Source organism: Dechloromonas sp. A34 (assembly GCF_026261605.1).
Classification (GTDB): domain Bacteria; phylum Pseudomonadota; class Gammaproteobacteria; order Burkholderiales; family Rhodocyclaceae; genus Azonexus.
This window is the reverse complement of sequence record NZ_CP102486.1, coordinates 1,207,427-1,232,822: the sequence shown is the minus strand read 5'-3', so window position 1 is coordinate 1,232,822 and position 25,396 is coordinate 1,207,427. Positions and strand designations below refer to the sequence as shown.

General features: G+C 64.6%; 23 protein-coding genes, 1 pseudogene and 1 riboswitch. Of the genes and pseudogenes, 9 read left to right on the top strand and 15 right to left on the bottom strand.

Annotated features, from left to right (window positions below; genetic code table 11):
• Position 1: 1 nt before the first annotated feature.
• The 7 genes from glyS (at position 2) to NQE15_RS06145 (ending at position 8,797) form a co-directional block, all read left to right on the top strand.
• Entirely contained in the window at positions 2-2,110 is a 2,109-nt protein-coding gene (glyS, locus tag NQE15_RS06175) for a glycine--tRNA ligase subunit beta (protein ID WP_265947549.1), read from the top strand.
• Complete coding sequence (gmhB, locus tag NQE15_RS06170) at positions 2,107-2,652, top strand: D-glycero-beta-D-manno-heptose 1,7-bisphosphate 7-phosphatase (protein ID WP_265947547.1); 546 nt, start codon at positions 2,107-2,109, stop codon at positions 2,650-2,652. Before glyS ends, gmhB begins: the two co-directional genes overlap by 4 nt.
• Positions 2,649-3,401 carry a lysophospholipid acyltransferase family protein gene (locus NQE15_RS06165; protein ID WP_265947545.1) on the top strand — a complete coding sequence of 251 codons (753 nt, stop codon included), beginning with the start codon at positions 2,649-2,651 and terminating at the stop codon, positions 3,399-3,401. Before gmhB ends, NQE15_RS06165 begins: the two co-directional genes overlap by 4 nt.
• On the top strand, positions 3,379-4,101 hold the full coding sequence (locus NQE15_RS06160; protein WP_265947543.1) for a M48 family metallopeptidase: 723 nt from the start codon (positions 3,379-3,381) through the stop codon (positions 4,099-4,101). The genes NQE15_RS06165 and NQE15_RS06160 overlap by 23 nt, the downstream gene beginning before the upstream one ends.
• Before the next feature lie 16 nt (positions 4,102-4,117).
• Positions 4,118-4,501 carry a lactoylglutathione lyase gene (gloA, locus tag NQE15_RS06155; protein WP_265947541.1) on the top strand — a complete coding sequence of 128 codons (384 nt, stop codon included), beginning with the start codon at positions 4,118-4,120 and terminating at the stop codon, positions 4,499-4,501.
• A gap of 89 nt (positions 4,502-4,590) precedes the next feature.
• The gene (locus NQE15_RS06150; protein WP_265947539.1) at positions 4,591-5,379 is read left to right on the top strand and encodes a substrate-binding periplasmic protein; all 789 of its coding nucleotides are present in this window, start codon (positions 4,591-4,593) and stop codon (positions 5,377-5,379) included.
• Positions 5,380-5,389: 10 nt separating this feature from the next.
• Positions 5,390-8,797 carry a PAS domain S-box protein gene (locus NQE15_RS06145; protein WP_265947537.1) on the top strand — a complete coding sequence of 1,136 codons (3,408 nt, stop codon included), beginning with the start codon at positions 5,390-5,392 and terminating at the stop codon, positions 8,795-8,797.
• Between the two features lies 1 nt (position 8,798).
• On the opposite strand, the gene NQE15_RS06140 is transcribed toward NQE15_RS06145, so the two are convergent.
• A complete protein-coding gene (locus NQE15_RS06140) occupies positions 8,799-9,926 on the bottom strand; it encodes a glycosyltransferase family 4 protein (protein ID WP_265947535.1) in 1,128 nt (375 codons plus the stop codon).
• The gene (locus tag NQE15_RS06135) at positions 9,926-10,342 is read right to left on the bottom strand and encodes a diacylglycerol kinase (RefSeq protein WP_265947533.1); all 417 of its coding nucleotides are present in this window, start codon (positions 10,340-10,342) and stop codon (positions 9,926-9,928) included. Before NQE15_RS06135 ends, NQE15_RS06140 begins: the two co-directional genes overlap by 1 nt.
• A gap of 101 nt (positions 10,343-10,443) precedes the next feature.
• Here NQE15_RS06135 and NQE15_RS06130 point away from each other — a divergent pair, with 101 nt between their 5' ends.
• Positions 10,444-11,136 (top strand): hypothetical protein, encoded by a 693-nt coding sequence (locus NQE15_RS06130; protein ID WP_265947531.1) that lies wholly within the window; start codon positions 10,444-10,446, stop codon positions 11,134-11,136.
• On the opposite strand, the gene NQE15_RS06125 is transcribed toward NQE15_RS06130, so the two are convergent.
• From NQE15_RS06125 to NQE15_RS06100, 6 genes and pseudogenes are all read right to left on the bottom strand, one after another.
• On the bottom strand, positions 11,133-11,327 hold the full coding sequence (locus NQE15_RS06125; protein ID WP_265947529.1) for a hypothetical protein: 195 nt from the start codon (positions 11,325-11,327) through the stop codon (positions 11,133-11,135). The genes NQE15_RS06130 and NQE15_RS06125 overlap by 4 nt on opposite strands.
• Before the next feature lie 12 nt (positions 11,328-11,339).
• Entirely contained in the window at positions 11,340-12,521 is a 1,182-nt protein-coding gene (locus NQE15_RS06120) for a glycosyltransferase (RefSeq protein WP_265947527.1), read from the bottom strand.
• Complete coding sequence (locus tag NQE15_RS06115; RefSeq protein ID WP_265947525.1) at positions 12,522-13,307, bottom strand: UDP-2,3-diacylglucosamine diphosphatase; 786 nt, start codon at positions 13,305-13,307, stop codon at positions 12,522-12,524.
• 80 nt (positions 13,308-13,387) lie between these two features.
• Positions 13,388-14,056: a trimeric intracellular cation channel family protein gene (locus NQE15_RS06110; protein WP_265947522.1), complete on the bottom strand. Its 669-nt coding sequence runs from the start codon at positions 14,054-14,056 to the stop codon at positions 13,388-13,390.
• Between the two features lie 144 nt (positions 14,057-14,200).
• Positions 14,201-14,295: riboswitch (glycine riboswitch) on the bottom strand.
• A gap of 157 nt (positions 14,296-14,452) precedes the next feature.
• Positions 14,453-16,615, bottom strand: a pseudogene (locus NQE15_RS24025) (EAL domain-containing protein); the annotation flags it as partial.
• A 68-nt stretch (positions 16,616-16,683) separates the two neighbouring features.
• Entirely contained in the window at positions 16,684-17,523 is an 840-nt protein-coding gene (locus tag NQE15_RS06100) for a phosphate/phosphite/phosphonate ABC transporter substrate-binding protein (protein ID WP_265947518.1), read from the bottom strand.
• A 147-nt stretch (positions 17,524-17,670) separates the two neighbouring features.
• Between NQE15_RS06100 and purT the strand changes: the two genes are divergently transcribed.
• Positions 17,671-18,870 (top strand): formate-dependent phosphoribosylglycinamide formyltransferase, encoded by a 1,200-nt coding sequence (purT, locus tag NQE15_RS06095; protein ID WP_265947517.1) that lies wholly within the window; start codon positions 17,671-17,673, stop codon positions 18,868-18,870.
• A 33-nt stretch (positions 18,871-18,903) separates the two neighbouring features.
• On the opposite strand, the gene phoR is transcribed toward purT, so the two are convergent.
• From phoR to NQE15_RS06060, 7 genes are all read right to left on the bottom strand, one after another.
• Positions 18,904-20,196 (bottom strand): phosphate regulon sensor histidine kinase PhoR, encoded by a 1,293-nt coding sequence (gene phoR / locus NQE15_RS06090; RefSeq protein ID WP_265947514.1) that lies wholly within the window; start codon positions 20,194-20,196, stop codon positions 18,904-18,906.
• A gap of 5 nt (positions 20,197-20,201) precedes the next feature.
• On the bottom strand, positions 20,202-20,888 hold the full coding sequence (gene phoB / locus NQE15_RS06085) for a phosphate regulon transcriptional regulator PhoB (RefSeq protein WP_265947512.1): 687 nt from the start codon (positions 20,886-20,888) through the stop codon (positions 20,202-20,204).
• Complete coding sequence (gene phoU / locus NQE15_RS06080) at positions 20,885-21,586, bottom strand: phosphate signaling complex protein PhoU (RefSeq protein ID WP_265947510.1); 702 nt, start codon at positions 21,584-21,586, stop codon at positions 20,885-20,887. Before phoU ends, phoB begins: the two co-directional genes overlap by 4 nt.
• Before the next feature lie 14 nt (positions 21,587-21,600).
• Positions 21,601-22,380, bottom strand: a complete 780-nt coding sequence (gene pstB, locus NQE15_RS06075; protein ID WP_265947508.1) for a phosphate ABC transporter ATP-binding protein PstB — start codon at positions 22,378-22,380, stop codon at positions 21,601-21,603.
• Positions 22,381-22,391: 11 nt separating this feature from the next.
• Positions 22,392-23,324, bottom strand: coding sequence for a phosphate ABC transporter permease PstA (gene pstA / locus NQE15_RS06070; RefSeq protein WP_265947506.1), 933 nt, complete (start codon positions 23,322-23,324; stop codon positions 22,392-22,394).
• A complete protein-coding gene (gene pstC / locus NQE15_RS06065) occupies positions 23,324-24,259 on the bottom strand; it encodes a phosphate ABC transporter permease subunit PstC (protein WP_265947504.1) in 936 nt (311 codons plus the stop codon). The genes pstA and pstC overlap by 1 nt, the downstream gene beginning before the upstream one ends.
• A gap of 93 nt (positions 24,260-24,352) precedes the next feature.
• A complete protein-coding gene (locus tag NQE15_RS06060) occupies positions 24,353-25,354 on the bottom strand; it encodes a PstS family phosphate ABC transporter substrate-binding protein (protein ID WP_265947502.1) in 1,002 nt (333 codons plus the stop codon).
• Positions 25,355-25,396 lie beyond the last annotated feature (42 nt).

Below are 25,396 nucleotides of genomic sequence, written 5' to 3'. Positions count from 1 at the left end.
GATGACTGCCAAGAATCTGCTCGTTGAACTGTTCGTCGAGGAACTGCCGCCCAAGGCGCTGAAGAAGCTGGGCGAGGTCTTTGCCCAGAGCCTCGCGACTTCGCTGAAAAATTCCGGCCTGGCCGCCGCCGGGGCCACGGTTACCGCCTACGCTTCGCCGCGCCGCCTGGCCGCCCACGTCACCGCGGTCGCCGCTGTCGCCGCCGACAAGCCGGTCGTCCAGAAGCTGATGCCGGTCGCCGTCGGCCTCGACGCCGCCGGCAACGCCACGCCGGCGCTGCTCAAGAAGCTGGCCGCCCTCGGCGCCGACGCCTCGGCCGTGCCCGGCCTGCGTCGCGAAAACGACGGCAAGGCCGACGTGCTGTTCTACGAAAGCCTGGCCAAGGGCGCGACGCTGGCCGAAGGCCTGCAGAAGGCGCTGGAAGCCGCGCTCGCCGCGCTGCCTATCCCGAAAGTCATGACCTACCAGTTGCAGGACGGCTGGAGCAGCGTCAATTTCGTCCGTCCGGCGCATGGCCTGGTTGCCCTGCACGGCAGCGACATCGTGCCGCTCGCGGTCCTCGGCCTGACTTCCGGCCGCGAGACGCACGGCCACCGCTTTGAAGCCGCCGTTGATCCGGTGAGGTTTGACAACGCCGACGAGTACGCCGCCAAGCTGGCGACCGATGGCGCCGTGATCGCCTCCTTCGCCGAGCGCCGCGCCGAAATCGCCCGCCAACTAGCCGTTGCCGCCGCCCGGGCCGGCGGCAAGCCGATCGACGACGATGCCCTGCTCGACGAGGTCACCGCCCTGGTCGAACGCCCGAACGTGCTGATCGGCGAGTTTGAAGCGGAATTCCTCGCCGTGCCGCAGGAATGCCTGATCCTGACCATGAAGGCCAACCAGAAATACTTCCCGCTGCTCGACGCAGCCGGCAAGCTGACCAACCAGTTCCTGGTTGTCAGCAACATCAGCCCGGCCGACCCGAGCGCCGTGATCGGCGGCAACGAGCGCGTCGTCCGGCCGCGCCTGGCTGACGCCAAGTTCTTCTTCGATCAGGATCGCAAGAAATCGCTGGAATCGCGCGTTGCCGGCCTGGCCAAGGTCGTCTATCACAACAAGCTGGGCACCCAGGGCGAGCGCGTCACGCGCGTTGCCGCGATTGCCCGCCGCATCGCCGACAGCCTTGGCGGCGGTGCCTTGACCCAGCATTCCGAACAGGCTGCCGTGCTGGCCAAGGCCGACCTGCTGACCGACATGGTCGGCGAGTTCCCGGAACTGCAAGGCATCATGGGCCGCTACTACGCGCTGCATGACGGCCTCGCCGCCGACGTCGCCGATGCCGTCGAAGACCATTACAAACCGCGCTTTGCCGGCGATTCGCTACCGCGCGGCATGGTTGGCACCGTCGTCGCACTGGCCGACAAGCTGGAAACACTGGTCGGCATGTTCGGCATCGGCCAGATTCCGACCGGCGACCGCGACCCATTCGCCCTGCGCCGCCACGCGCTGGGCGTCATCCGCATGCTCGCCGAAGGCAATCTCGACCTGCCGATCGACAAGCTGCTCAACAGCGTCTTTGCGCAGTTCAACGGCATCGAAGGCTTCCAGCTCAACATCGACGCTTTGGCCGACTTCGTCTACGACCGCCTGGCCGGCAGCCTGCGCGAGCAGGGCTACACGGCTCAGGAAGTCGATGCCGTCGTATCGCAACGGCCGCAGCGCCTGGGCGACATCCCGAAGCGCCTGGCTGCCGTGCGCGCCTTCTCGGCGCTGCCCGAAGCCGCCGCACTGGCCGCCGCCAACAAGCGAGTCGGCAACATTCTGAAGAAGGTCGAAGGCAGCGTCGAAGCCAATGTCGAACATGCCCTGCTTAAGGAAACCGCCGAAGTCGCGCTGCATGCCGCGCTGGTCGATGTCGTACCGCTGGCCGACGCCGCCTTCGTAACCGGCGACTACACGGAATCGCTGCAGGCCCTGGCCGCGCTGCGCGCCCCGGTCGATGCCTTCTTCGACGGCGTCATGGTCAATGCCGACGATCCAGCCCTGCGCGCCAACCGCCTCGGCCTGCTCGCCCACCTGCATGCGGCGATGAACCGCGTCGCCGATCTCTCGAAGCTCTCGGCATGAAACTCGTCATCCTCGACCGCGACGGCGTGATCAACTTCGATTCCGCCCAGTTCATCAAGAGCCCGGCCGAATGGAAGCCGATTCCCGGCAGCCTGGAAGCGATCGCACGCCTCAACCAGGCCGGCTATCGCGTGGTCGTGGCGACCAACCAGTCCGGCGTCGGACGCGGCCTGTTCGACATGGATACGCTGAACCATATCCACGAAAAGATGCACAAGGCCTTGTTCGCGGTTGGCGCCCGGATCGACGCCATCTTCTATTGCCCGCATGCGGCGGATTCGGCCTGCGAATGCCGCAAGCCCAAACCCGGCATGTTCAAGCGGATTTCGCAAACCCTGAATATCGACCTGGTTGGCGTGCCGGCCATCGGCGACTCGTTGCGCGACTTGCAGGCCGGCGCCGCCGTCGGCTGCAAGCCCATTCTGGTGCTGACCGGCAAGGGCGAGAAGACTAAAAAAGAAGGCAATCTGCCCGAGGGCACCCGGGAATTTGCCGATCTTGCCCAGGCCGTCGACTGGATACTCACAAAGGGCAAGGCATGACTCACATTCGCTCGACGCTGTTCATGGCCTGGGCGCTCGCCTGGTCCGTCCTCACCGCGCCGCTGGTCGTCGTCGCCGCCCTGCTCCTGCGCGGCCTCTGGGGCTATCGCGCCGGCAAGCTGTGGCGCCTCGGCATCCAGGCCGGCGTCGAGATTCTGCTCGGCATCCGCCCCCGGGTGATCGGCCAGGAAAACATGCCGAAAGAACCTTGTGTCATTCTCGCCAAGCACCAGTCGGCCTGGGAAACGATGACCTTGCAGGACTATGTGCCGAACGGCGCCTACTGCGTTTTCGTGCTGAAAAAGGAACTGCTGCGTGTACCGCTGATCGGCTGGGGGCTGGCTGCGATGAAGATGATCTCGATCGACCGCGCCGCCGGCAAGGATGCCCTCGACCAGGTCGTCACCCAGGGCCGCGAGCGCCTGCAGCAAGGCTTCTACGTCATCATCTTCCCGGAAGGCACGCGCGTGCCGGTCGGCCAGAAGAAGCGCTACAAGCCAGGCGGCGCCTACCTGGCGACCCACGTCGGATGCAAGGTCGTGCCGATCGCCCATAACGCCGGCGAACTCTGGCCGCGCCAGGCCTTCTTGAAGAAACCCGGCACCATCACCGTCAGCATCGGCCCCGCCTTCGACGCCACCGGTTTTTCCGAAGCCGAGGTCAATCGCCGCGCCGAGGAATGGATCGAAGGCGAGATGCACCGCATTTCGCCGCACCGCTATTCGGATGCCCAGCTCAACGCCACCTGAAGCCAGCCACCGCATCGCCCTCGCCGGCCGCGAGATCGCCTACCAGTTGCGACGCAGCCAGCGCCGCACCATCGGTCTGGCGATCGATCATCGCGGACTGCGCGTCGGAGCTCCGCTGCGCGCCCGCCACGGCGACATCGAAAGCCTGATCCGCCAGCACGGCCAGTGGGTGCTCGACAAGCTGGCCGCCTGGCAGGAGCGCCCAGCTCCGGCCCGACTTGAAGTCAGCGACGGCTGCACGGTCCCGCTGCTCGGCCAGGCGCTGACCATAACCGTCACTCCGCTCGGCCGCGCCCGCTGGCAGTTCGCCGGCGACCGGCTGCACCTCTGGCCCTCGGCGACCACCGACGCCAATCAATTGCTGGAAAAAGCCCTGCGCGAGAAAGCCCGCGCCCTGTTCGCCGAACGGCTCGCCCATTACGCGCCACGCCTCGGCGTCGTCGCCCCGCCCTTGCGCCTGTCGGCCGCCCGCACGCGCTGGGGCAGTTGCAGCCACCATGGCGGCATTTCGCTGAACTGGCGGCTGATCCACATGCCGCTGCCAGTCATCGACTACGTCGTTGCCCACGAACTGGCCCACCTCAAGGAAATGAACCACAGCCCACGCTTCTGGTCTGTCGTGGAACAACTCTGCCCGGAATGGCGGGCGCGACGCCTGGAACTGCGCCACCACGGCCGGCAGATTCCCCAACTCAAATAACGCCAAGGAAAACAGCATGCGCATCCTGCACACCATGATCCGGGTCGGCAACCTCGACCGCTCCATCGCCTTCTACAGCGAAGTCCTCGGCATGCAGTTGCTGCGCCGCCAGGATTACCCGGATGGCCGCTTCACGCTGGCCTTCGTCGGCTACGGCCCGGAAAGCGAAGGCGCCGTGCTCGAACTGACCCACAACTGGGATACCGCCAGCTACGATCTCGGCAACGGCTACGGCCATATCGCACTGGCAGTGCCGGATGCGGCGGCGGCCTGTGCCGAAATCCGTCAGCGCGGAGGCAAGGTGGTGCGCGAAGCCGGACCCATGAAGCATGGCAACACGATCATCGCCTTCGTCGAAGACCCCGACGGCTACAAGATCGAACTGATCCAGCGCCATTAGCCCCCGCCCCGCCGCCGAAAGCGTGTGCTTCGCGGCGGGGTTTGTTACACTCGCGGCCAAAAATTATCGCCGAAGTCCTAAGGGATACCATGCCGCGCCTGACACTGCTCGCCCTGTCGCTCCTCGCCATTCCGCTGGCAGCCAGCGGCGAAGAAAGTGTTCTCGATCATATCGCCGCCAGCCAGGCCGTGCGCGTCTGCATCTGGCCCGACTATTTCGGCATCAGCTATCGCGACCCGAAGACCCAGCAACTCTCCGGCATCGACATCGACATGGCCAGGGCCCTCGGCCGCGACCTCGGCGCCCGCGTCGAATTTGTCGACAGCTCGTTTGCCCGGCTGATCGCCGATGTCAGCGAAGACCGCTGCGACATCGCCATGTTCGCCATCGGCATCACGCCACAACGACAGGAAAAGCTGCGTTTCACCAAGCCCCATCTGGCCAGCGACATCTACGCCATCACCACCAAGAGCAGCCGGCGCATCAGGACATGGAGCGACATCGACAAGGCCGGGACAGTGGTCGCGGTCGCCAAGGGCACCTTGCATGAGCCGGTGATGAAGGGAAAGCTGAAAGCTGGCACCCTGCGCGTGCTCGACACGCCGCATGCCCGCGAGCAGGAAGTCGAATCCGGCCGCGCCGACGTCTTCATGACCGACTTCCCCTACAGCCAGCGGATGCTGAAGACCACCGACTGGGCCCGCCTGGTCAAGCCCGACGCCACCTACCACATCACTCCCTACGCCTATGCCATGCGCCCCGGTGACGATCGCTGGCATGCCCGCGTCGAGCAGTTCGTCGCCGGGGTCAAGCGCAACGGCGAGCTGAAAGCCGCCGCCGAGCGCCACGGCCTGCTGACCATTGCCGTCCTCGACTGAGCGCCAGCCGGTGGCGAATCGTCCGGCCCGGGGCTTCACCAAACTGCTGATCGGCCTGCAGATCCTGCTCGTCGTCTCAGTCGTCGCCGGCACCCTCTCGAACATCTACAGCCTGCGCCAGGAAACCCTGGCCCGTCATCTGCAGGAAGCTGAAGCGCAGGCCCGCGTCTTCGAGGACCAACTGACCCAGACGCTGAACCTGACCAACCTGACCCTGCAGAGCCTGCCGGAGGCGATCGATTTCCTGCCTCACGGACAAAGCGCGCCGGTCACTCCGGAACAGGCCACCAGCCAGCTGGAGCAGGTCCAGCGCCGCCTGTTCTTCCTGCGCTCGCTGTCGGTCGCCGACCACGACGGGCGCCTGTTCGCCAGCTCCAATCCGGCCAATCTCGGCAAGACCATCGTGACCGACGAATTCCAGCCCCGACCGGAAGGACTCTCGGCCGGCAATTTCCTGCGCCTCGGCCCAGCCTGGTCGGGCCACGACATTGCAGACGGCCAGCCGTCGACGGCGGAGCAGGCCATTCCTCCCGACGCCGCCAGCTTCGTCCCGGTCGTCCGCGAACAAGCCGTCAATGGTCAGCGCCTGAAGCTGCTGGCCAGCCTCAACCCGGACTATTTCCTGAATCATTTCGCCCGCCACATCGACCCGGACCTGACCCTGGTCGAGGTCATCAGCTACGACGGGCGGATCGTGCTCTCGTCGCGCGACGATCTGGCCCCAGGCACCCGGCATATCGACAGCGCCCAGCTACGGACCGTGCAGGACGAGGAAATCGGCAGCATCGCCGACGACCACGAGCGCCAGCGTCCGATGCTGACGGCTTTCCGTACCTCGCGCAGCTACCCGCTCTTCGTCATGGTCCATGTCGACCGCGACAAGGCGCTCGCCAAATGGCAGGCCGAGACCCGCCAGACCCTGAGCACCGTCGGCCTCGCCCTGTTTGTCCTGTTGCTGCTGAGCAGCCTGCTGATCGCCCGCGTCCGCAACGGACTGCGCGCCGAGGCGCAGATGCAGAAAGAACGGCAACTCGCGGCGCGGGTCTTCGAACACAGCACCAACGGCGTCATCATCACCGATGCCGAACGTCGCGTGGTGGCGGTCAATCCACGCCTGGAAGAAGTCACTGGCTACCGCAGCGCCGAGTTGATTGGACGGAATCCCAACCTGTTCGCCTCCGGCCTGCACGATGCCGATTTTTACAAGGCGATGTGGCGCGAGCTCGAGGCCAACGACCTCTGGCGCGGCGAAATCGTCAATCGGCGCAAGGATTCGAGCCTGATCGAGGAATGGCTGACCATTTCCGTCGTCCGCGACAGCAAGGGCAAGCTGATCAATTATGTCGGGGTGTTCGAGGACGTTTCCGCGGAACGTCGCCGCGACAGTCTGATCCGCCGCCTGTCGCAGGCCGTCGAGCAAAGCCCGACAAGCATCGTGATCACCAATCTCGAACCGGCCATCGAATACGTCAATCCGCAATTTTTCCGCACCACGGGCTACGCCCCGGAGGAAGTGATCGGCCAGAACCCGCGCTTCCTGCAGTCCGGGCTGACGCCCAAGGAAACCTATGCCGCGATGTGGCAAACGCTGACCGCCGGCGGGATCTGGGAAGGCGAGTTCTTCAACCTGCGCAAGGATGGCTCGAGCTATCACGAACGCGCCATCATCGCCCCGATCCGCGAAAACAACGGCCAGATCACCCACTATGTTGCGGTCAAACTCGACATCACTGAACAGCGCCTGCAGGCCATCCAGCTGCATCGCCAACTGGCCGCCCTGCGCGCTCTCAACGATATTGTCGCGCTGACCGCGCTCGAACCGCGCGAGACCCTGCGCGCCGCCTTACAGGTCGCCGTCGACCACCTCCATCTCGAATACGGCATCGTCAGCCATATCGACCGGACGGCCGGCTCTTACGAGATCGAGGTCCAGGTATCGCCGGCGCAAACCCTGGTCGATCATGAACGAATCGAACTGGGCATCACCTATTGCAGTACCACCCTCGAGCTGGGCGAACTGCTTGCCATCCCCAATGCTGCGACCTCCGAATTCCAGCTCCATCCCTGCTTCCGCGAATTCAATCTGGCGGCCTACCTGGGGGCGCCAATCCACGTGAACGGAGAGGTCTTCGGGACCATCAACTTTTCCTCGACCACCGGTCGCGATCACGACTTCGACCCCTCCGACCTCGAATTCGTCCGCATGCTGGCGCGCTGGGCCGGGGCCTTCCTCGAGCGCATGCATGCCCTCGAGCAGCTCGACGAGGCGCGGCGGGCTGCCGAGGCGGCAAGCCAGGCGAAGAGCAGCTTCCTGGCCAACATGAGCCACGAAATCCGGACCCCGATGAACGGTGTGATCGGCATGACCGATCTGCTGCTCGGCAGCCCCCTGAGCGCCGAACAGCGGGATTTCGCCAGCACCATCCGCCACAGCGCCGATGGCCTGCTCAGCCTGATCAACGACATTCTCGACTTCTCCAAGGTCGAGGCCGGCCGCCTCGAACTCGAGTCCATCGTCTTTTCGCCGGCCGCCCTGCTCGCCGAAATCATCGTCCTGCTCAGGCACCAGGCCGACCTCAAGGACATCGCGCTGACCAGCGCCTGCGCCCCCGATCTGCCAGCTCATCTGCTCGGCGATCCCGGCCGGCTGCGCCAGATCCTGCTTAACCTGGTCGGCAATGCCCTGAAGTTCACCCATGCCGGCAGCGTCCATATCGAGATCACCAGCAAACCCAGCGCCGACCGGGTCCAGGTCAGCTTCACGATCCGCGATACCGGCATCGGCATGGAGCCGGCCGTCGTCGCCAACCTCTTCTCGCCCTTCTTCCAGGGCGATGCCTCAACCACCCGCCAGTTCGGCGGCACCGGCCTCGGCCTCTCGATCTGCAAGCGCCTGGTCGAACTGATGGGCGGCCGGATCACGGTCGAGTCCAGCCCGGGTAGCGGCAGCGTCTTCCGCTTCCAGATTCCGTTCGCCACCGTCCGCAGCCCGGTGCCGGAAACGCCGCCGTCGGTGGACGCCGACGGTGCAATCCCGCCCGGCCTGCGCATCCTGCTGGTCGAGGACAATCGGGTGAACCAGCAGGTAGCAGCGGCGATCCTGAAAAAAATGGGCTGCCAGGTGAGCATTGCCGTCAATGGCGAGGAGGCGCTCAAGCAGCTGCTCGCCGCGCCCTTCGAGATGGTGCTGATGGATTGCCAAATGCCGGTGATGGACGGCTTCGAGGCCACCCGCCGCCTGCGCGCCGGCGAGGCGGGCGCCGCAGTCGCCCGCCTGCCGGTAATCGCGATTACCGCCAACGCCATGCAGGGCGACCGCGAGCAATGCCTGGCCGCCGGCATGGACGACTATCTGGCCAAGCCCTTCTCGCGCGAGGCGATCGTCGCGGTGCTCGGCCGCTGGGCAAACAGAGGCTGAGTCAGGCCAGGATCGCCTCGCGGGCGACCGTCTCGAAGCGTTCGACAACCAGTGCCCAGTTGCGCGGCAGCATAGCCTCGCGGGCCGCCATGGCCAGTTCGGGCAGCCGCCCCCGCCCACCGGCCGCCAGCTCGCAGGCGGCCATGAGATAGCTGGCTTCGTCGCCGGGGGCCACCAGTTGGCCATTGGCCCCGTCGCAGATCAGTTCGGCCGCCGCCGCGCTGCGGTAGGCAAGCACCGGCAGGCCGCTGGCCATGGCTTCGGCAACCACATTGCCATAGGTTTCGCTGAGGCTGGGAAAGAGAAAGAGGTCGGCGCTGGCGTAATGCGCCGCCAGATCGTCAGCCAGCCGCACCCCAGCGAAATGGTGATCGGAATGCGCCGCGCGCAGCCGGATGGCGGCCGGGCCGTCGCCGACCCAGATCATGCGGGCGGCCGGACAAACGCTGCGGATCGCGGCAAAACTTTTCTCGACCAACGCCAGGTTTTTTTCCGGCGCCAGGCGGCCGACATAGAGGCAGGCCAAGCCACCCTCGGGTACGCCCCACGCGGCGCGCAGTTGCGGCGAGCGACGGGCCGGGTCGAAGAGGCCGGTATCGACGCCGCGCCCGACCACCCGCACCCCGCTCAGCCCGGCGCCGGCCAGGTCGGCAGCCAGCGCCGCGGTCGGCACCAGGGTCGCCCGCGTCCGCCGGTGCAGGGTGCGCAGGTAGGTGGCGACCGCCGAGCGCAGCCAGCCCAGTCCGTAATGCACGCTGTAGCGGTCGAAATTGGTATGGAAGCCGGAAGTCACCGGAATGCCAAGCTGGCGGGCGGCACTGACCGCCGACCAGCCGAGCGGCCCTTCGGTCACGACATGGACTAGATCGGGGCGCTGCAAGCGCCAGCGCCGCACCAGCTGGCGACCGGCCGGCAGGCCGAAGCGCAGGCCCGGATAGCCGGGCAGCGGCAGGCCGGGGACCGGAAACTCGTGCGCGCTGCCGACATCGGCCTCGCCCTGACGGGGGCGGACGACACTGACTCGGTGGCCGCGTTCGCGCATGCCGCCGACCAGCCGGCCGACCGTCATTGCCACGCCATTGACCTCGGGCGGAAAGGTTTCGGTGACGAAGGCGATAGCGAGCGACATCAGAAAGTCTCCAGCAGGACGCCACCCCAGACGACGAACACGATCAGCAGCGAGACGAGGACTGCGGCGCTGCCGATATCCTTGGCGCGTTTGGCCAGGCGATGGTTTTCCAGGCTGACCCGGTCGACCACCGCTTCGATGGCCGAGTTGAGCAGTTCGACGACCAGCACCAGCAGCACGCTGGCGATCATCAGGCCGCGCCCCAGCCAGGGCACCGGCAACAGCAGGGCGGCCGGGATCAGCAGGGCGGCGAGGCGGACCTCCTGGCGAAAGGCATCCTCGCAGAGATAGGCAGCCTGCAGGCCGGCGATCGAGTAGTTGAAGGCATTCCAGACCCGGCGCAGGCCGGTCTTGCCCTTGAAGGGCGACTCATGGGCCGGGTCGAGGCCGAGTTCGGGCGGCGAGGGTTCGTGCATGCGATCTCCGTGAAAGTGCTCACGGTAATCAGCCTGCGCTAAGCTTTGATGACAGCCGATGTCACCCAATTGTCAGAATTGCCGACTAGTATTGCGCGCCCATGAAAATTCATCCCACCGCCCTGCTGTTCGCCCTGCTCGGGATGCTGACCCCCTCAGCCCAGGCGGCCCGCCCGATGACCACCGACGATGCCCGGCTGACCGATGCCGGTGCCTGCCAGGTCGAGTCCTGGCTGCACCTCCATGACTACCAGCGCGAATATTGGGCCTTGCCGGCCTGCAATCCGGGCGGCAATTTCGAAATAACGCTGGGCGGCGCCCTGGCTTACGCCAACGGCAATCAGGAGAGCGGCGCCCTGGTCGTCCAGGGCAAGACGCTGTTCAAGCCGCTTGAAACCAACGGCTGGGGCGTCGGCCTGGCCGCCGGCTACGCCACCCAACCCGGCAGCGGCCAGTCGGGATCACCCTATTTTTACATTCCGCTCAGCTTCTCTGTGGCCGATGACCGGCTGGTCGTCCATACCAACCTCGGCCACGTGCACGAGCGCGAGACCCGGCAAGGCCGGCTGACCTGGGGCGTCGGCGGCGAGTTGCAGACCACCGACCGGCTCTATGTGATTGCCGAGAGCTTCGGCCAGGACAAGGGCAGTGCCCTGTTCCAGATGGGTCTGCGCTACTGGGTACTGCCCGGTCACCTGCAGGTCGACACCACCTATGGCAGCCAGATCGGCCAGATCGCCGACCAGCACTGGTTTTCGATCGGACTGCGGCTGATCTCGCCAAAACTGTTCTAGCGTTGCGGTAGGGGCTGGAATTCGCCGCACCACGCGAATGGGCTGACGGCGGGAAAACGCCAATGATGCGTTTCCCGCGGCGAGCTTTCGCCGGCAAAAACCGGCGGAAAGCGGTGGCAGGTGCCGTTCTGAGCGTCCTGCATCTGGAAGTAACGGCAATGGCTACAGGTCGGTTCGAGGCGTTCGGTCATGCCGCATTTTAATCACGCCGCGGCGACTGTTGGAACTGGCGCAACATTTTCCCGGCCCGCCAGCTTGCGATAGAGCCCGGCCAGGCGAGCCGCCATTGCGCCATCCGACCATTCCCCGGCATAGGCCGCGGCTTCCCGCCGCAAGTGCCGCCAGGCCGTGGGCCGATTCAGAAAGTCGGCAAGCGCCGCGCCGAAGGCCCGCACCTCGGCCGGCGGCGAAATTGCCCCGCGCGCCGGCGCCAGGATGTCGGTCGTCCCCATTTCGGACAGCGCGATCACCGGCAGGCCGGCCGCCATCGCTTCGAGCAGCACCAGGCCCTGGGTCTCGGTGCGCGAGGCGAAAATGAAGACGTCGGCCGCCGCGTAACAGTCGGGCAGTTCGCTGCTGCGGTCGAGGTAGCCGATGAACTGGACGGCATCGCGCAGCCCGAGCGCCTTGACCTGGGCGGCCAGATCGGCCATCGCCGGACCTTCGCCGGCGACCACGAAGAGCAGGTCGGGCCGGGCCTGGCGGGCATGGGTCAAGGCCTCGAGCAGGAAACCGATGTTCTTCTCGTGCGCCACGCGGCCGACGAACAGCGCCACCGGCCGGGTCGACAGGATGCCGTGGCGATAACGGAAGGCTGGGCCGTTGCCACCGGCAAAACGGCTGGTCGGAATGCCGGTCGGCAGGACGTGCAGCGGCACGCTCACGCCATAGGCATCGAGGCGCTGGCGCATCGCCGTCGACGGCACGATCACGCTGTCGAGGGCATTGCACTGGCGACGCGAGAAGGCCCGCGCCTGCTCCTTGAGCCACCCGGTGGGCAGCAGGGGTGCGTAGTGCTGGAGATACTCCTCGAACAGCGTGTGGTAGGTCGCCACCACCGGCAGGCCGAGGCGGCGCGCCGCCTTGAGCCCGGCATAGTGGGCGATGAAGGGCGTCTGGATGTGGATCAGATCGCAGTCTCGCGCCGCTTCGAGCACGGCGCGATGCATGGCACGCCAGCCTACCAGGCGATCCTCGCGGTCGCCGGGCACCGGTCGCCCGGCGACGCGCACGACCCCGGCCTCCTCGGGCTCGTCGCCATAGCGCGGGACGACCAGGCGGACCTCGATGCCGTGCCCGGCCAGCGTCCGCCGGAAGGTCTCGATCGAGGTCGAGACGCCATTGACCCTGGGGAAATAGACATCGGATACCATCAGGACACGCATTCAGACCTCGGCATGTAATACGACCGGCGCCGACAGCGCCGGAACCATGCTGCGCATGCCCCAGGCGACCAGTTCGAGACGGCCGTCGAAGTGTTCGACGATGGCGGTGCAGGAATCTACCCAGTCGCCGCAATTGACGTAGCTCAGGCCATCGATCTCGCGGATCGTGGCCCAGTGGATGTGGCCGCAGATGACGCCATCCAGGCCGCGCTCGCGGGCATGGTGAATGGCCGAATCCTCGAAATCGAAGATGAAATTCAGCGCCGTCTTGACCTTGCGCTTGGCGTAGCCGGCCAGCGACCAGTAGCCGGACAGCCCGAGCTTGCGCCGCCCCCAAGAGAGCAGCAGATTGAGGCGGACCAGCAGGTCGTAGGCCTTGTCGCCGAGCACCGCCACCCAGCGGTGGTGGCGCGTCACCTGATCGAAAACGTCGCCATGAATGAGCAGGAAGCGCCGGCCGTCGGCCGTTTCGTGAATCAGTTCGTCGACTACCTCGACATCGCCGAAAACGATGCCGCAATAGTCGCGCAGCGCCTCGTCATGGTTACCGGGGATGAAGACGACGCGATCACCGTGACGGGCCCGGCGCAGCAGCTTCTGAACCACCGTGTTCTGGGCCGGCGACCAGTGGATGCTGCGGCTCATCGCCCAGAAATCGATGATGTCGCCGATCAGATAGGTCTGTTCGGCCGGGTATTCACGCAGGAAATCGAGCAGGCGATCCGCCTGGCACGCCCGCGTGCCGAGGTGGATGTCGGAGAGAAAAACTGATCTGACCTTGGGCATGACCGCAGGATAGCGGCCGCCAATGAAGGGTTCGTGACGCCCGGATGACCGGACGGTTACAGGAGGTCAAATCACTGGCACTAATCCCATCGCTGCTGGTAGGAAAAAGTTGGAAGCTTCCAACCAAACCGCAGCGCCAGCATGCGAAATCCGAAGCCGACGATGAAACAGACCAGCGTATTGAGGTCGGCATCGATGCCGAATGACCGCAATGCAAGAAAAAGTGCGCAAACGAAGAGCGAGACGCTGGCATAAAGCTCGCGGCAGAAAACCACCGGCACCTGGTTGCACAACACGTCGCGCAGGATGCCGCCGCAGATCCCGGTCAGCATGCCGGCCATGATGACGACGACCACCGGGTAATCCAGTTGCAGGGCGACATTGCAGCCGATCAGCGAGAAGGCAACCAGGCCCATCGCATCCAGCATCAGGAAGAGGCCTTTCATGTGGTGCATGAACCTGGCCAGCAAGGTAGTCGCCAAACCTGCCAGGATCACGAGATAGACGTATTCGGGATGTTGCGTCCAGCCGATCGGGAAGTTGCCGAGGACCACATCGCGGATCGTTCCACCGCCAAGAGCGGTAACGAATGCAATCACGGCCACCCCGAAGATGTCCATGTTGCGACGTCCTGCCGCCAGCGCACCGGACATGGCTTCGGCGGCGATGGCGACAAGATAGACGACCAGCAGCAGGTCGAATTGCTTAGTGGCGAGGGGCTGAAAAACGAGGGCGAGACTTTCTAACATCGGGAGGACTCCGTCAAAGATCAGAAGACTCGAATCGAGTGCTTCTGCGACGCCTCTCCCCCTGTCCTTTTACCTGAGAGTTTCAGCCCGTTACGAGCCTGCCCCTTCGGTGAGTTGCCAAGGCAACTTCTCTCCAGCCGGCGAATCATTTCTGCGGTTCAGCATGCCTGAGCGATTATGGGAGTTTGCGCCTTCGGCGGAGTCCGGAAATCCAGGACTCTCTCTCCCGCAGATGCCTGGATTATCGTAAGCCGGAGGATTGCTTGTCAATCGCCAGACGCACCAGGTTATCCAGGGGCTCCGGCACGTGCAGATGGAAGCCCTGGCCGTAGTCCGCCCCAGGGCGCGCACAGTATCGAGCACGGCCTGGCTACCGACGAATTCGGCCACCGTATGCAGCTTCTTGTGCTGGGCCAGACGAACGATGGTTTCGATCACCGCCCGGTCGTCGCCGTCGTTATCGGCATTCTTGACGAACATGCCGTCGATTTTCAACGAGTGCACCTTGAAACGCTTCAGGTAAGCGAAGCTCGACAGGCCGCTGCCGAAATCGTCAAGCGCCAGTTCGCAGCCGATCTCTCGGCAGAACTCGATGAAGCCGAGCGCCATGTCGAGCTGGGCGATGGCGCAGCTTTCGGTGATCTCGAAGCCGACCCGCTGCGGCTGGATGCCATACTCGCGGAAGACGAACTCGATATATTCCTCGAGACCGGGATCGGCGAGCGTCAGGCCGGAAAGGTTGATGTGCAGGCGCGGCGCGCTCAGCCCCTCGGCCTGCCAGGCGGCGATCCGGGCACAGGTGGCGTCGATCACCCAGCGATCGATCAGCGGCATCATGCCGTAGCGCTCGGCGGCCGGAATGAAGCGGCCGGGCGGGATGATGCTGCCATCGTCGCCATGCATGCGAACCAGCACTTCGGCATAAGGCTCGACGCCGTCGTGCAGCGGCACGATACGCTGACCGTAAAGCAGCAGCCGGTTGCGCGCCAGGGCGTCCGAAATTTGCGTCAACGAGAGGAAATCCGCCTTGCGCTCGCGGAAGTACTGATCGTCCGGGATGAAGACCTGGGCACGATTGCGGCCGCGCTCCTTGGCGGCGTAACAGGCGGTATCGGCGGCGATCAGCAGGTCGGTGCCACTGGCGATCTGCGGCGAGGCGACGGCGATGCCGATACTGGCGCCGATCCGGAAGGAACGCCCTTCCCAGACAAAAGGCAGGGTCCGGATGTCGTCGATGATGTGCTGGGCACGGCGCTCGGCTTCATCGAGCTCGATGCCGGCCAGGATCATGCCGAATTCGTCGCCGCCCAGGCGGGCCAGGAAGCCGAACGAGAAGCGCGCCTCCATGAGGCGTGCCAGATGCTGCAGGAAGGCGTCACCAGCCGAGTGACCACAGCTGTCGTTGATCACCTTGAACTGGTCGAGGTCGATGTAAAAAACAATCAGCGGCCCGCTGGCCGAGCCGAAGGCGGCCAGTTCGCGGGCCAGCTCGTCTTCGAAGGCGCGGCGATTGTTCAGTCCGGTCAGCGCATCGTGCGCCGCTGCGTAAAGCAGTTCTTCGTTGGCACTGTGTTGCAGCGAGATGTCGCGGATACTCGCCCGATAACCGAGGCTCTCGCCCTGGTTGCCGAAGATCGGCTGCCAGGCCATCGCTACCCACAAGCTGCGGCCGTCGCGGGTCAGCACCCGGAACTCGAGATCCTGTCCGGTCCGCCCGGCCAGCGCCTGTTCCTGGTGGCGGCGCAGCAGGTCGCGGTCGGCGGGATGCACCAGTGGCAACGGGAAATCCGCCATCGCCATGCAATCGCGTACGGCGTAGCCGGTCATCCGCTCGACCGCCGGATTTACCCAGCGCAAGTGACCATCCGCACCGAACCAGCTCTCCCAGCCATAGGTATAGTCGGCGATGGCGCGGAAACGCTGTTCGCTCTCGGCGAGCTGTCCAATCCGCTCCTCGACGCCGGCCGCCATGGCATTGAAGCTGCGGCCGACGGCCGTGATTTCATCGTCGCCGTGGAGCGCCACCCGAACCGCGTAATCGCCCTGGCCGATCCGCTCGCTGGCGTGGGTCAGCGCCGAGAAGCCACGGGTCAGCCAGTAGCCGGTAAGCAGCAGCAACAGGAAGGTGAGGCTCAATTCGATCAGGGCGATGCTGACGCTCTGCTTGAACAGCGCTGCCCGGGCATCGCGCAGGAAGTCAGAGGAAAGTCCGTAGTGCACGCGCCCGTAATACGCCCCCTGGTATTCGACCGGGAAAGCGACATGGATGACCTCGCTGCCGGCACTGAGGGCCGACGGCTCGGGCAGGGGCTTGGCCGGATCCCAGCCGACGGCGACCAGCACCTTCCCCTGGTTGTCGGCGACCGCGAGATAGCGGATATCCTCGGCCCCTTTCCAGCCCTCGAGAATGTCGCGCAGGGTCGGATAGTCGCGGGAGGCCAGCGGCACCGCCAGTGCCGTCTTGTAGGCCAGCTCGATGGCCTGGATGCGGACTTCGGCCTGGTGCGTCAGGTGCTGGCTGATCAGGCGGGCACTGTTGCCGACCAGGACCGCCAGCATCACGGCCACGATCAGCAGGCTGACAAAGAGCAGGCGAAAGCGCAGGGATCGTTTGAAGGACAACGCCATCAGCGACGGTCGTCCATCCGCCGGTAAGTCTCGACATAGGGTTTCATGACGCTGATTTCTTCAGCGGAAATCGCCTCATAGCCGAGATAGGCGCTTTTTTCCATGAACTGCCGACCTTCGTCGGTCTCCGGGAAGGCGAGCAGCGCGCTCTTCAGCCGCGCAATCAATGGCTCGCCGAGTCGGCGATGCGCCATCGTGAACAGATGCGGAAAGCGCTGCCCGGTATTGATGATGCGCACCTGCTGCTGGAGGTCGGACGGCAACTGTTTGAGCGCCGTTGCGGTCGCCAGACCGGCATCTACCTCGCCGGCCGCAGTGGCTGCTACCGTCGCGCCGTGACTCGGACGTTCGACGATCTGGTAGTCGCGACCGGCAATCAGGCCGTTGTCGGCCAGCCACTTGACCGCAACCAGACGAATGAAAGATGTCCGGTCGGCCATTGCAATCTGCTTGCCGCGAAAATCCGCCGGCTGACGAATCGGGCTGGCCGAACGGACGACCAGTAGCGGTTCCAGTCGCGACCGGTAATGCACCAGCGGCACGTAGTCCTTGTCCATCGCCATCACGGCAAAATGCGGCGGACTGATCGCGATGTCGTAGCTGCCGGCGAGCAGCGCATCGACAAAACCGTCGAAATTGGGCGCCGTGTAGAACTCGACGGGCCGGCCCAAGCGAGCCGCCAAGTATTGTTGCAACGGCCGATGGGTATTGATCAGGGCCAGCGTGCTGGCGTAAGGATGCACGGCAAGACGCAGCGGAGCGACCTCTTGTCCAGCGGCGGGCGCGGCGACCAGCAGACTGACCAGCCACAGCCCGTAGCCGAGGAATGTCCTGAGCACGGTGGTGATACCACTTTAGTTATAATGTTATTTCATTGTAGCGAGATAGCGCCCCCCTGCCTACCCAATCTTAATTAAGTGGGCCGCTCGACGCGGTACGGCAACACCATCGCTTGTGCAACCGGCTTGGACACTTCAGGAGTCCTCATGAAAATCGGCACCCCGCTTTCCCCCGGCGCCCTGCGCGTCATGCTTCTCGGCGCCGGCGAACTCGGCAAGGAGGTGATCATCGCCTTGCAACGCCTCGGCGTCGAAGTGATCGCCGTCGACCGCTATGAAAATGCGCCCGGCCACCAGGTCGCCCACCGTTCCCACGTTATTTCGATGACCGACGGCGCCGCCCTGCACCGCCTGGTCGAACTGGAAAAACCGCACCTGATCGTGCCGGAAATCGAAGCCATCGCCACCGACATGCTGGTCAGGATCGAAGCCGAAGGTCTGGCCGAGGTCATCCCGACCGCCCGCGCCACCAAGCTGACGATGAACCGCGAAGGTATCCGCCGGCTGGCGGCCGAGACCCTCGGCCTGCCGACCTCGCCCTACCGCTTCGCCGACTCGCTGCGCGAACTGCAGATGGCGATCGACAGCGACATCGGCTATCCGTGCATCGTCAAGCCGGTGATGTCGTCTTCCGGCAAGGGTCAGTCGCTGCTCAAGGGACCCCAGGACGTGCAGGCGGCCTGGGACACCGCAGCCAGCGGCGGCCGGGTCAACCAGGGGCGGGTCATCGTCGAGGGTTTCGTCGAGTTCGATTACGAAATCACCTTGCTCACCGTGCGCGCCCGCGACGAGAACGGCGTCGTCCAGACCTATTTCTGCGACCCGATCGGCCACATCCAGGTCGCCGGCGACTATGTCGAATCCTGGCAACCGCATCCGATGTCGCCGGTTGCGCTGGAGCGCGCCCAGAGCATCGCCGCCGCCGTCACCGGCAATCTCGGCGGCCGTGGCCTGTTCGGCGTCGAATTGTTCGTCAAGGGCGACATGGTCTGTTTCTCCGAAGTCAGTCCGCGGCCCCACGACACCGGACTGGTCACGCTGTGCTCGCAGCGCTTCTCCGAATTCGAACTGCACGCCCGCGCCATTCTCGGCTTGCCGGTCGACACGGCCCTGCGCGAGGCGGGCGCCTCGGCCGTCATTTACGGCGGCATGGAGGCGGCCGGGATCGCCTTCGAAGGCATCGAGCAGGCGCTGGCCGTCCCACGCACCGACCTCCGCCTGTTCGGCAAGCCGGAATCCTTCAAGAAGCGCCGCATGGGCGTCGCCATCGCCAATGGCGACTGCGTGGAGCAGGCCCGGGAACGCGCCAAGCTGGCGGCGAGCAAAGTGAAGCCGGTCGCCGGCTGAACGGCAAAGCCCGAGCCGGATTGAACCGGTTGCTCAGGCCCCGGCCACGCGGCTGGCCGGAAAGCTGCAGGCGAAACGGCTGCCCACCCCCGGCGTGCTCCTGATGTTGAGTTGCGCCTGGTGGCGGTTCAGCGAATGCTTGACGATGGCCAGGCCGAGGCCGGTGCCGCCGGCATCGCGCGAACGCCCGCGGTCGACGCGGTAGAAGCGTTCGGTCAGCCGCGGAATGTGCTTGGCGTCGATGCCGATGCCGGTATCCTGCACCGCGAATTCGGCGCCTTGGGGCGAAGTCTTCCAGCTGATCGAAACGGTACCGCCGGCCGGCGTATAGCGCACCGCATTGGCCACCAGATTGCCGAAAGCGCTGACCAGCTCCGGCTCCGAGCCGCGCAGGTCGCTGTGCCCCTCGGTTTCGACGACGACGCGATGGCGGCCGGCCGAGAGCGCCTCGGCGTCGCGGCGCAGCTTGTCGATCAGATTCGCCATGTCGACCACTTCGTTGGCCGGCGGCGGCGCCGACTCGATGGAGGACAGGGTCAGCAGATCCTGGACGATCGATTCCATGCGCTTGGACTGTTCGGCCATCATCGTCAGATAGCGATCACGCTCCTCACGGTCGAGCTCGATTTCCTGCAGGGTTTCGAGAAAACCGGCGAGCACGGTCAGCGGCGTGCGCAACTCGTGCGAGACGTTGGCCACGAAATCGCGGCGCATGCGGTCGAGGCGGTCGGTCTGCGTCACGTCCTTGATCTGCATCAGCCGCCGGTTGCCGGCATAGGGAATGACGTAGATCGAGAGCACGCGATCCTCGCTGCGCTCCGAGCGCAGGGTCAGCGGCCGCGAGAAATCTTCGGCGTCCAGGTAGGCGACGAACTCGGGTTGGCGCACCAGATTGACGATGGGCTGACCCTGATCGACGCGCAGGACGAGGCCGAGTTGCGCTTCCGCCGTGGTGTTGCAGAAAACGATCTGGTTGTTCAGGTCGAGCGAGACGACGCCGTCGGTCAGCGCCTGAACGGCGGCGATGACCCGGGAAATTTCCTCGTCGCGGACCGCGATCTGGTTGCGCAGATCCTTTTCATGGCGGTAGAGCCGGCCGAAGATGCCGTCCCAGGCGCCCTCGCCTTCCAGGCTGCTGTCGACGACCGGCGCCTTCGACCATTGGTCGAGACGGGTGAAATTGCGGAAATGAAAGACCATCTGCAAGCCGAGGCCGGCGCAGAAAATGGCCCAACCCATCCAGGGGGCCACGAAATATCCGACCGGCAAGGCAAAGAGTGCGGCGAGCAGGGCGATCAGGACCGCCCGGATCAGCTGTTCGGACACCGCGTTCAGGCTCCGCGGAAGCGATAGCCGGTGCCACGCACGGTCTCAACCCGCTCGTGATGGCCCGAGCTCTCCAGGGCGGCGCGCAGGCGGCGGATATGGACATCGACCGTGCGTTCCTCGATGAAGACATGGTCGCCCCATACTTCATCGAGCAACTGGGCGCGGGTATAGACGCGCTCGGCATGGGTCATGAAGAAGAAGAGCAGGCGGAATTCGGTCGGTCCCAGTTCGATCGGCTGGCCGCCGGCGAGCACGCGGTGGGTCGCCGGGTTGAGCGCCAGATCGCCGACCTCGACCGCTTCGCCGGCCAGGTGCGGGGCGCGGCGACGCAGCACGGCACGGACGCGGGCGACCAGCTCCTTGGGCGAGAAGGGCTTGGTGACGTAATCGTCAGCCCCGGCTTCCAGCCCCTGCACCTTGTCTTCTTCATGAACGCGGGCGGTCAGCATGATGATCGGCAATTCGCGGCTGCGCTCGTCGGCGCGGATTTTCTTGGCGAGCGCGACGCCTGACTGGCCGGGCAGCATCCAGTCGAGCACCACCAGGTCGGGCAGCGCGGCGCGGATGGCCGACTCGGCCTCTTCCGCACTGCCGGCGCGGGCGACCAGAAAGCCGGCGTGCTTGAGGTTGATAGTGACCAGTTCCTGGATTGCCGGTTCGTCCTCGACGACCAGAATCGTCGGTGTCACTTGCCGGCCTCCTTGGTGATCTCCTTGGTATGGCGGATGTCGCGGCCTTCGACGACGTAGATCACCTGCTCCGAGACGTTCTTGGCGTGATCGCCAATCCGTTCGATGGCGCGGGCGATCGAGATGATGTCGATCGAGGTGGTGATGGTGCGCGGGTCTTCCATCATGTGGGTGATCAGCTGGCGGATGATCGACTTGAACTCGGTATCGACATCGGTATCGGCACGGATGACGCTCTTGGCCAGTTCGGTATCGAGGCGGGCAAAGGCATCGAGCGCCTGGCGCACCATGACCAGCGCCGCTTCGGCCAGGTGGCGGATGCCGACGCCGTACTGCGACGGCATGTGGCCGCCTTCGTAGATGCGACGGACGCCCTTGGCGATCTTCTTGGCCTCGTCGCCGGCCCGTTCGAGGTCGGTGACGATCTTGCTGATGCCGAGCACCAAGCGCAGGTCGGAGGCGGTCGGCTGACGCTTGGCGATGATGTGGGCGCAGTCGTCGTCGATCGCCTTCTCGAGCTCATTGACCTTGCGGTCGGTCTCGACGATCGATTTGACGCTCGCCACTTCGCCAGTGGTATAGGCGTCGATGGCGGCGGAGACCTGGGTTTCGACCATCCCGCCCATTTGCAGGACGTGGGTGCGCAGGCGGCTGAGGTCTTCGTCGAACTGGCTGGATAGGTGTTGGCTTTCGTTCATTGTCATTCTCCTCGTTAGCCCATGCGGCCGGTGATGTAATCCTCGGTCCGTTTATCCTGCGGCTTGATAAAAATCTCGTCGGTCTTGCCGAACTCGATCATTTCGCCGAGGAACATGTAGGCGGTGTAGTCGGAAACCCGGGCCGCCTGCTGCATGTTGTGGGTGACGATCAGGATGGTGACGCGCTTCTTCAGTTCGTGCACCAGTTCCTCGATGGCCGCCGTGGCGATCGGGTCGAGGGCCGAAGTCGGCTCGTCGAAGAGCAGCAGTTCGGGGTCGGTAGCCAGGGCGCGGGCGATGCACAGGCGCTGTTGCTGACCGCCGGACAGATTGGAGGCCAGTTCCTGCAGGCGGTCCTTGACCTCATCCCAGATCGCCGCGCCGCGCAGGGCGTGCTCGACCTTGTCATCGAGCACGCGGCGGTTGCTTTCGCCGCGCACGCGCAGGCCGTAGGCGACGTTCTCGTAGATCGACTTGGGGAACGGGTTCGGCTTCTGGAAGACCATGCCAATGCGCATCCGGACTTCGATCGGATCGACTTCCGGCGACAGCAGGTTGGTGTTGTCCGGGAAGAAACGGATCTCGCCCTCGTAGCGGTTGCCCGGGTAGAGGTCATGCATGCGGTTGAAGCTGCGCAGGTAGGTCGATTTGCCACAACCGGAAGGACCGATCAGAGCGGTCACCTTCTTGTCGTAGATCGGCATGTTGATGTTCTTGAGCGCCTTGGCCTCGCCATAAAAGAAGTTCAGGTTGCGGGCTTCGGCCTTGAGCGTCGGGTTGTCGTGAATTTGCATGTTTATTCCTTTTACCACTTGATGTTCTTGCGCATCTTGTAGCGCAGGTAGATGGCGACGGCGTTCATCGAGAGGACCATGGCCATCAGCACGAAGCCGGCGGCGGCGGCGTTGACTTCGAAGGCCGGGTCGGGGCGCGAGGTCCAGTTGAAGATCTGGATCGGCATCACCGTGAAGGGCGCCATCACCCAGTCGAAGAGACCGGCAGTCGAACCGTCGCCGAGCGTAGACATCGGCGCCGGCGGCAGGAAGGCGATGAAGGTCAGGGCACCAATGGTGATGATCGGTGCCGTTTCACCGATCGCCCGGGCGAGGCCGATGATGACGCCGGTCAGGATGCCGGGCATGGCGTAGGGGATGATGTGGTAGCGGCAGGTCTGCCAGCGCGTCGCGCCGACCGCCATCGAGCCTTCGCGGATCATCGCCGGAATGGCGCGGATCGCTTCGCGGGTCGACACGATGATGATCGGCAGGATCAGCAGGGCCAGGGTCAGACCGGCGGAGAGGATGCTCTGCCCGAAACCGAACTGATAGACGAAGATGCCGAGCGCCAGCAGGCCATAGACGATGGAAGGCACCGCCGCCAGGTTGCTGATGTTGATCTCGATGACGTTGGTCAGCCAGTTGCGCTTGGCGTATTCCTCGAGGTACAGCCCGGCGGCGACGCCGAGCGGGACGGCTGCCAGCGCCGTGACCAGCATGACCAGCAGCGAGCCGACCCAGGCCGAGAGGATGCCGGCCTGCGTCGCCCGGCGCGAGGCGAAATTGAGGAAAAAGTCGAGCGTGAAGCGCTCTGAACCCTTGATCACCATGTCGGCGATCAAGGCCACGATCACGATCAGGGCCAGCGACAGGCAGAAAATCCCGGTCGCCTTGAAGATGTTGTCCTTGAGCTTGCCGCGCGCGATGACGGCGCGGATTTCTTCGGTGGTCAGCGGTTTCATCAGTAGGCCTCGCGGTATTTGGCGCGCAGCCACTGGCCGAGGATGTTGAAGACCAGGGTGATCAGCAACAGGGTCAGGCCGGCGGCGAAGATGGTCTGGTAGCCGATCGAGCCGTGCGGCAGGTCGCCCAGTGCCACCTGCACGATGTAGGAGGTGATGGTGGCGGCCGGTTCCATCGGGTTCCAGGTCAGGTTGGGCTGCATGCCGGCGGCGACGGCGAGAATCATCGTCTCGCCGACGGCACGGGAAATGCCCAGGATGTAGGAAGCGGCCAGGCCCGATACGGCGGCCGGAACGACGACGTGAACCGCCGTGTAGAGCTTGGTCGAACCCATCGCATAGGCGCCTTCGCGCATGCTCATCGGCACGGCGCGCATGGCATCTTCGGACAGCGATGCGATGTAGGGGACGATCATGATTCCCATCACCAGGCCGGCGGAGAGCAGCGAGAAGCCCGGCAGTTCCGGAAAGATCATCTGCAGCAGCGGGGTCACGACGAGCAGGGCGAAGTAGCCGAAAACGATGGTCGGGATGCCGCCCAGCAGTTCGAGAATCGGCTTGGCCGCCTCACGGACGCGCGAGTCGGCGAATTCGGACAGGTAGATGGCGATGATGGTGCCCATCGGGATCGCCACCAGCAGGGCGACAAGAGAGGAAACCAGAGTGCCGGAAACAAGCACCATGATCCCGAAGTGGGCGTCGTCGAAGAGCGGCGTCCATTGGGTGTCGGTCAGAAAATCGACGATGCTGACCTGCGAGAAGAAGGCGACCGACTCGGAAACCAGGACATAGACGATGCCCAGGGTCGTCAGGACGGAAACGGCAGCGGCGGCCAGCAGGATCGCCTCGATCAGGCGCTCCTTCCAGTGGCGCATGGCGTTGTAAGCCAGACGATCACTGACCCGATGCAGGCCAGAAGTGTTGTTTGCAGACATGGCTTGTGAATTCACTTGAAGAATTCCCTATGATAAAAGCCCGGCCCCGTCAGGAACCAGGCTTTTTGAGCGAAAGCTGTTTTTGTTGAACGATCAGATCTTGGCTTCGCGCTTTTGCAGCTCTTCGATGGTGATGCCGACCTCGGCGGTACCGCCGAACACGGTGCCGAGCTTCTTCTTGGCGATGTGCTCGAGATTGACCGTGTAGGCCTTGGCCGGCAGCGGCACGTACTTAACTTCCTTGGTCAGCTTGGCGCCGTCCTTCATGTAGTACTCGAGGAATTCCTTGACTTCGGGCTTGTCGAGCGACTTGGCATTGACATAGATGAAGATCGGGCGCGACAGCGGCTGGTAGGTGCCCTTCAGGACGCTCTCTTCGGAGGGCAGGACGGCCGGCTTGCCAGCCTTCTCGACGATCGGCACGGCCTTCAGCTTGGCGGTGTTCTCGGCGTAATAGGCATAGCCGAAATAGCCGATGGCATTGACGTCGCGGGAGACGCCCTGGACCAGCACGTTGTCGTCTTCGGAAGCGGTGTAATCGCCGCGCGAGGACTTGGCCTTGCCGACCACGGCTTCGGTGAAATAGTCGAAGGTGCCGGAATCGGCGCCGGCGCCGAACAGCTTGATCGGCGCATCGGGCCAGGCCGGATTGACCTGGTTCCACTTGGTGATCTTGCCCTGGGCGGCCGGTTCCCACATCAGCTTCAGTTCATCGACGGTGATCTGCTTGAGGAAGGCGTTCTTCGGGTTGGTGACCACGGTCAGCGCATCGAAGGCGACCGGTAGTTCGACGTACTGGACGCCGGTTTCCTTGCAGGCATCCATTTCCTTTTTCAGGATCGGGCGCGAGGCGTTGGAAATATCGGTTTCGCCGCGGCAGAACTTCTTGAAGCCGCCGCCGGTACCGGAAATGCCGACCGTCACCTTGATGGCGTTCTTCTTGGCTTTCTGGAATTCTTCGGCGACCGCTTCGGTGATCGGGTAGACAGTGGAGGAACCGTCGATCTTGACGACCTGCGCCTGAACTGCCGAGGCGCCAAAAAGGGCGACGCCGGCCACAGCCAGGGCGGAAACGAGCTTGGATTGCTTGAACATGGGTAACTCCTGCACACAGTTGGGAATGACAACAAGTGCAGA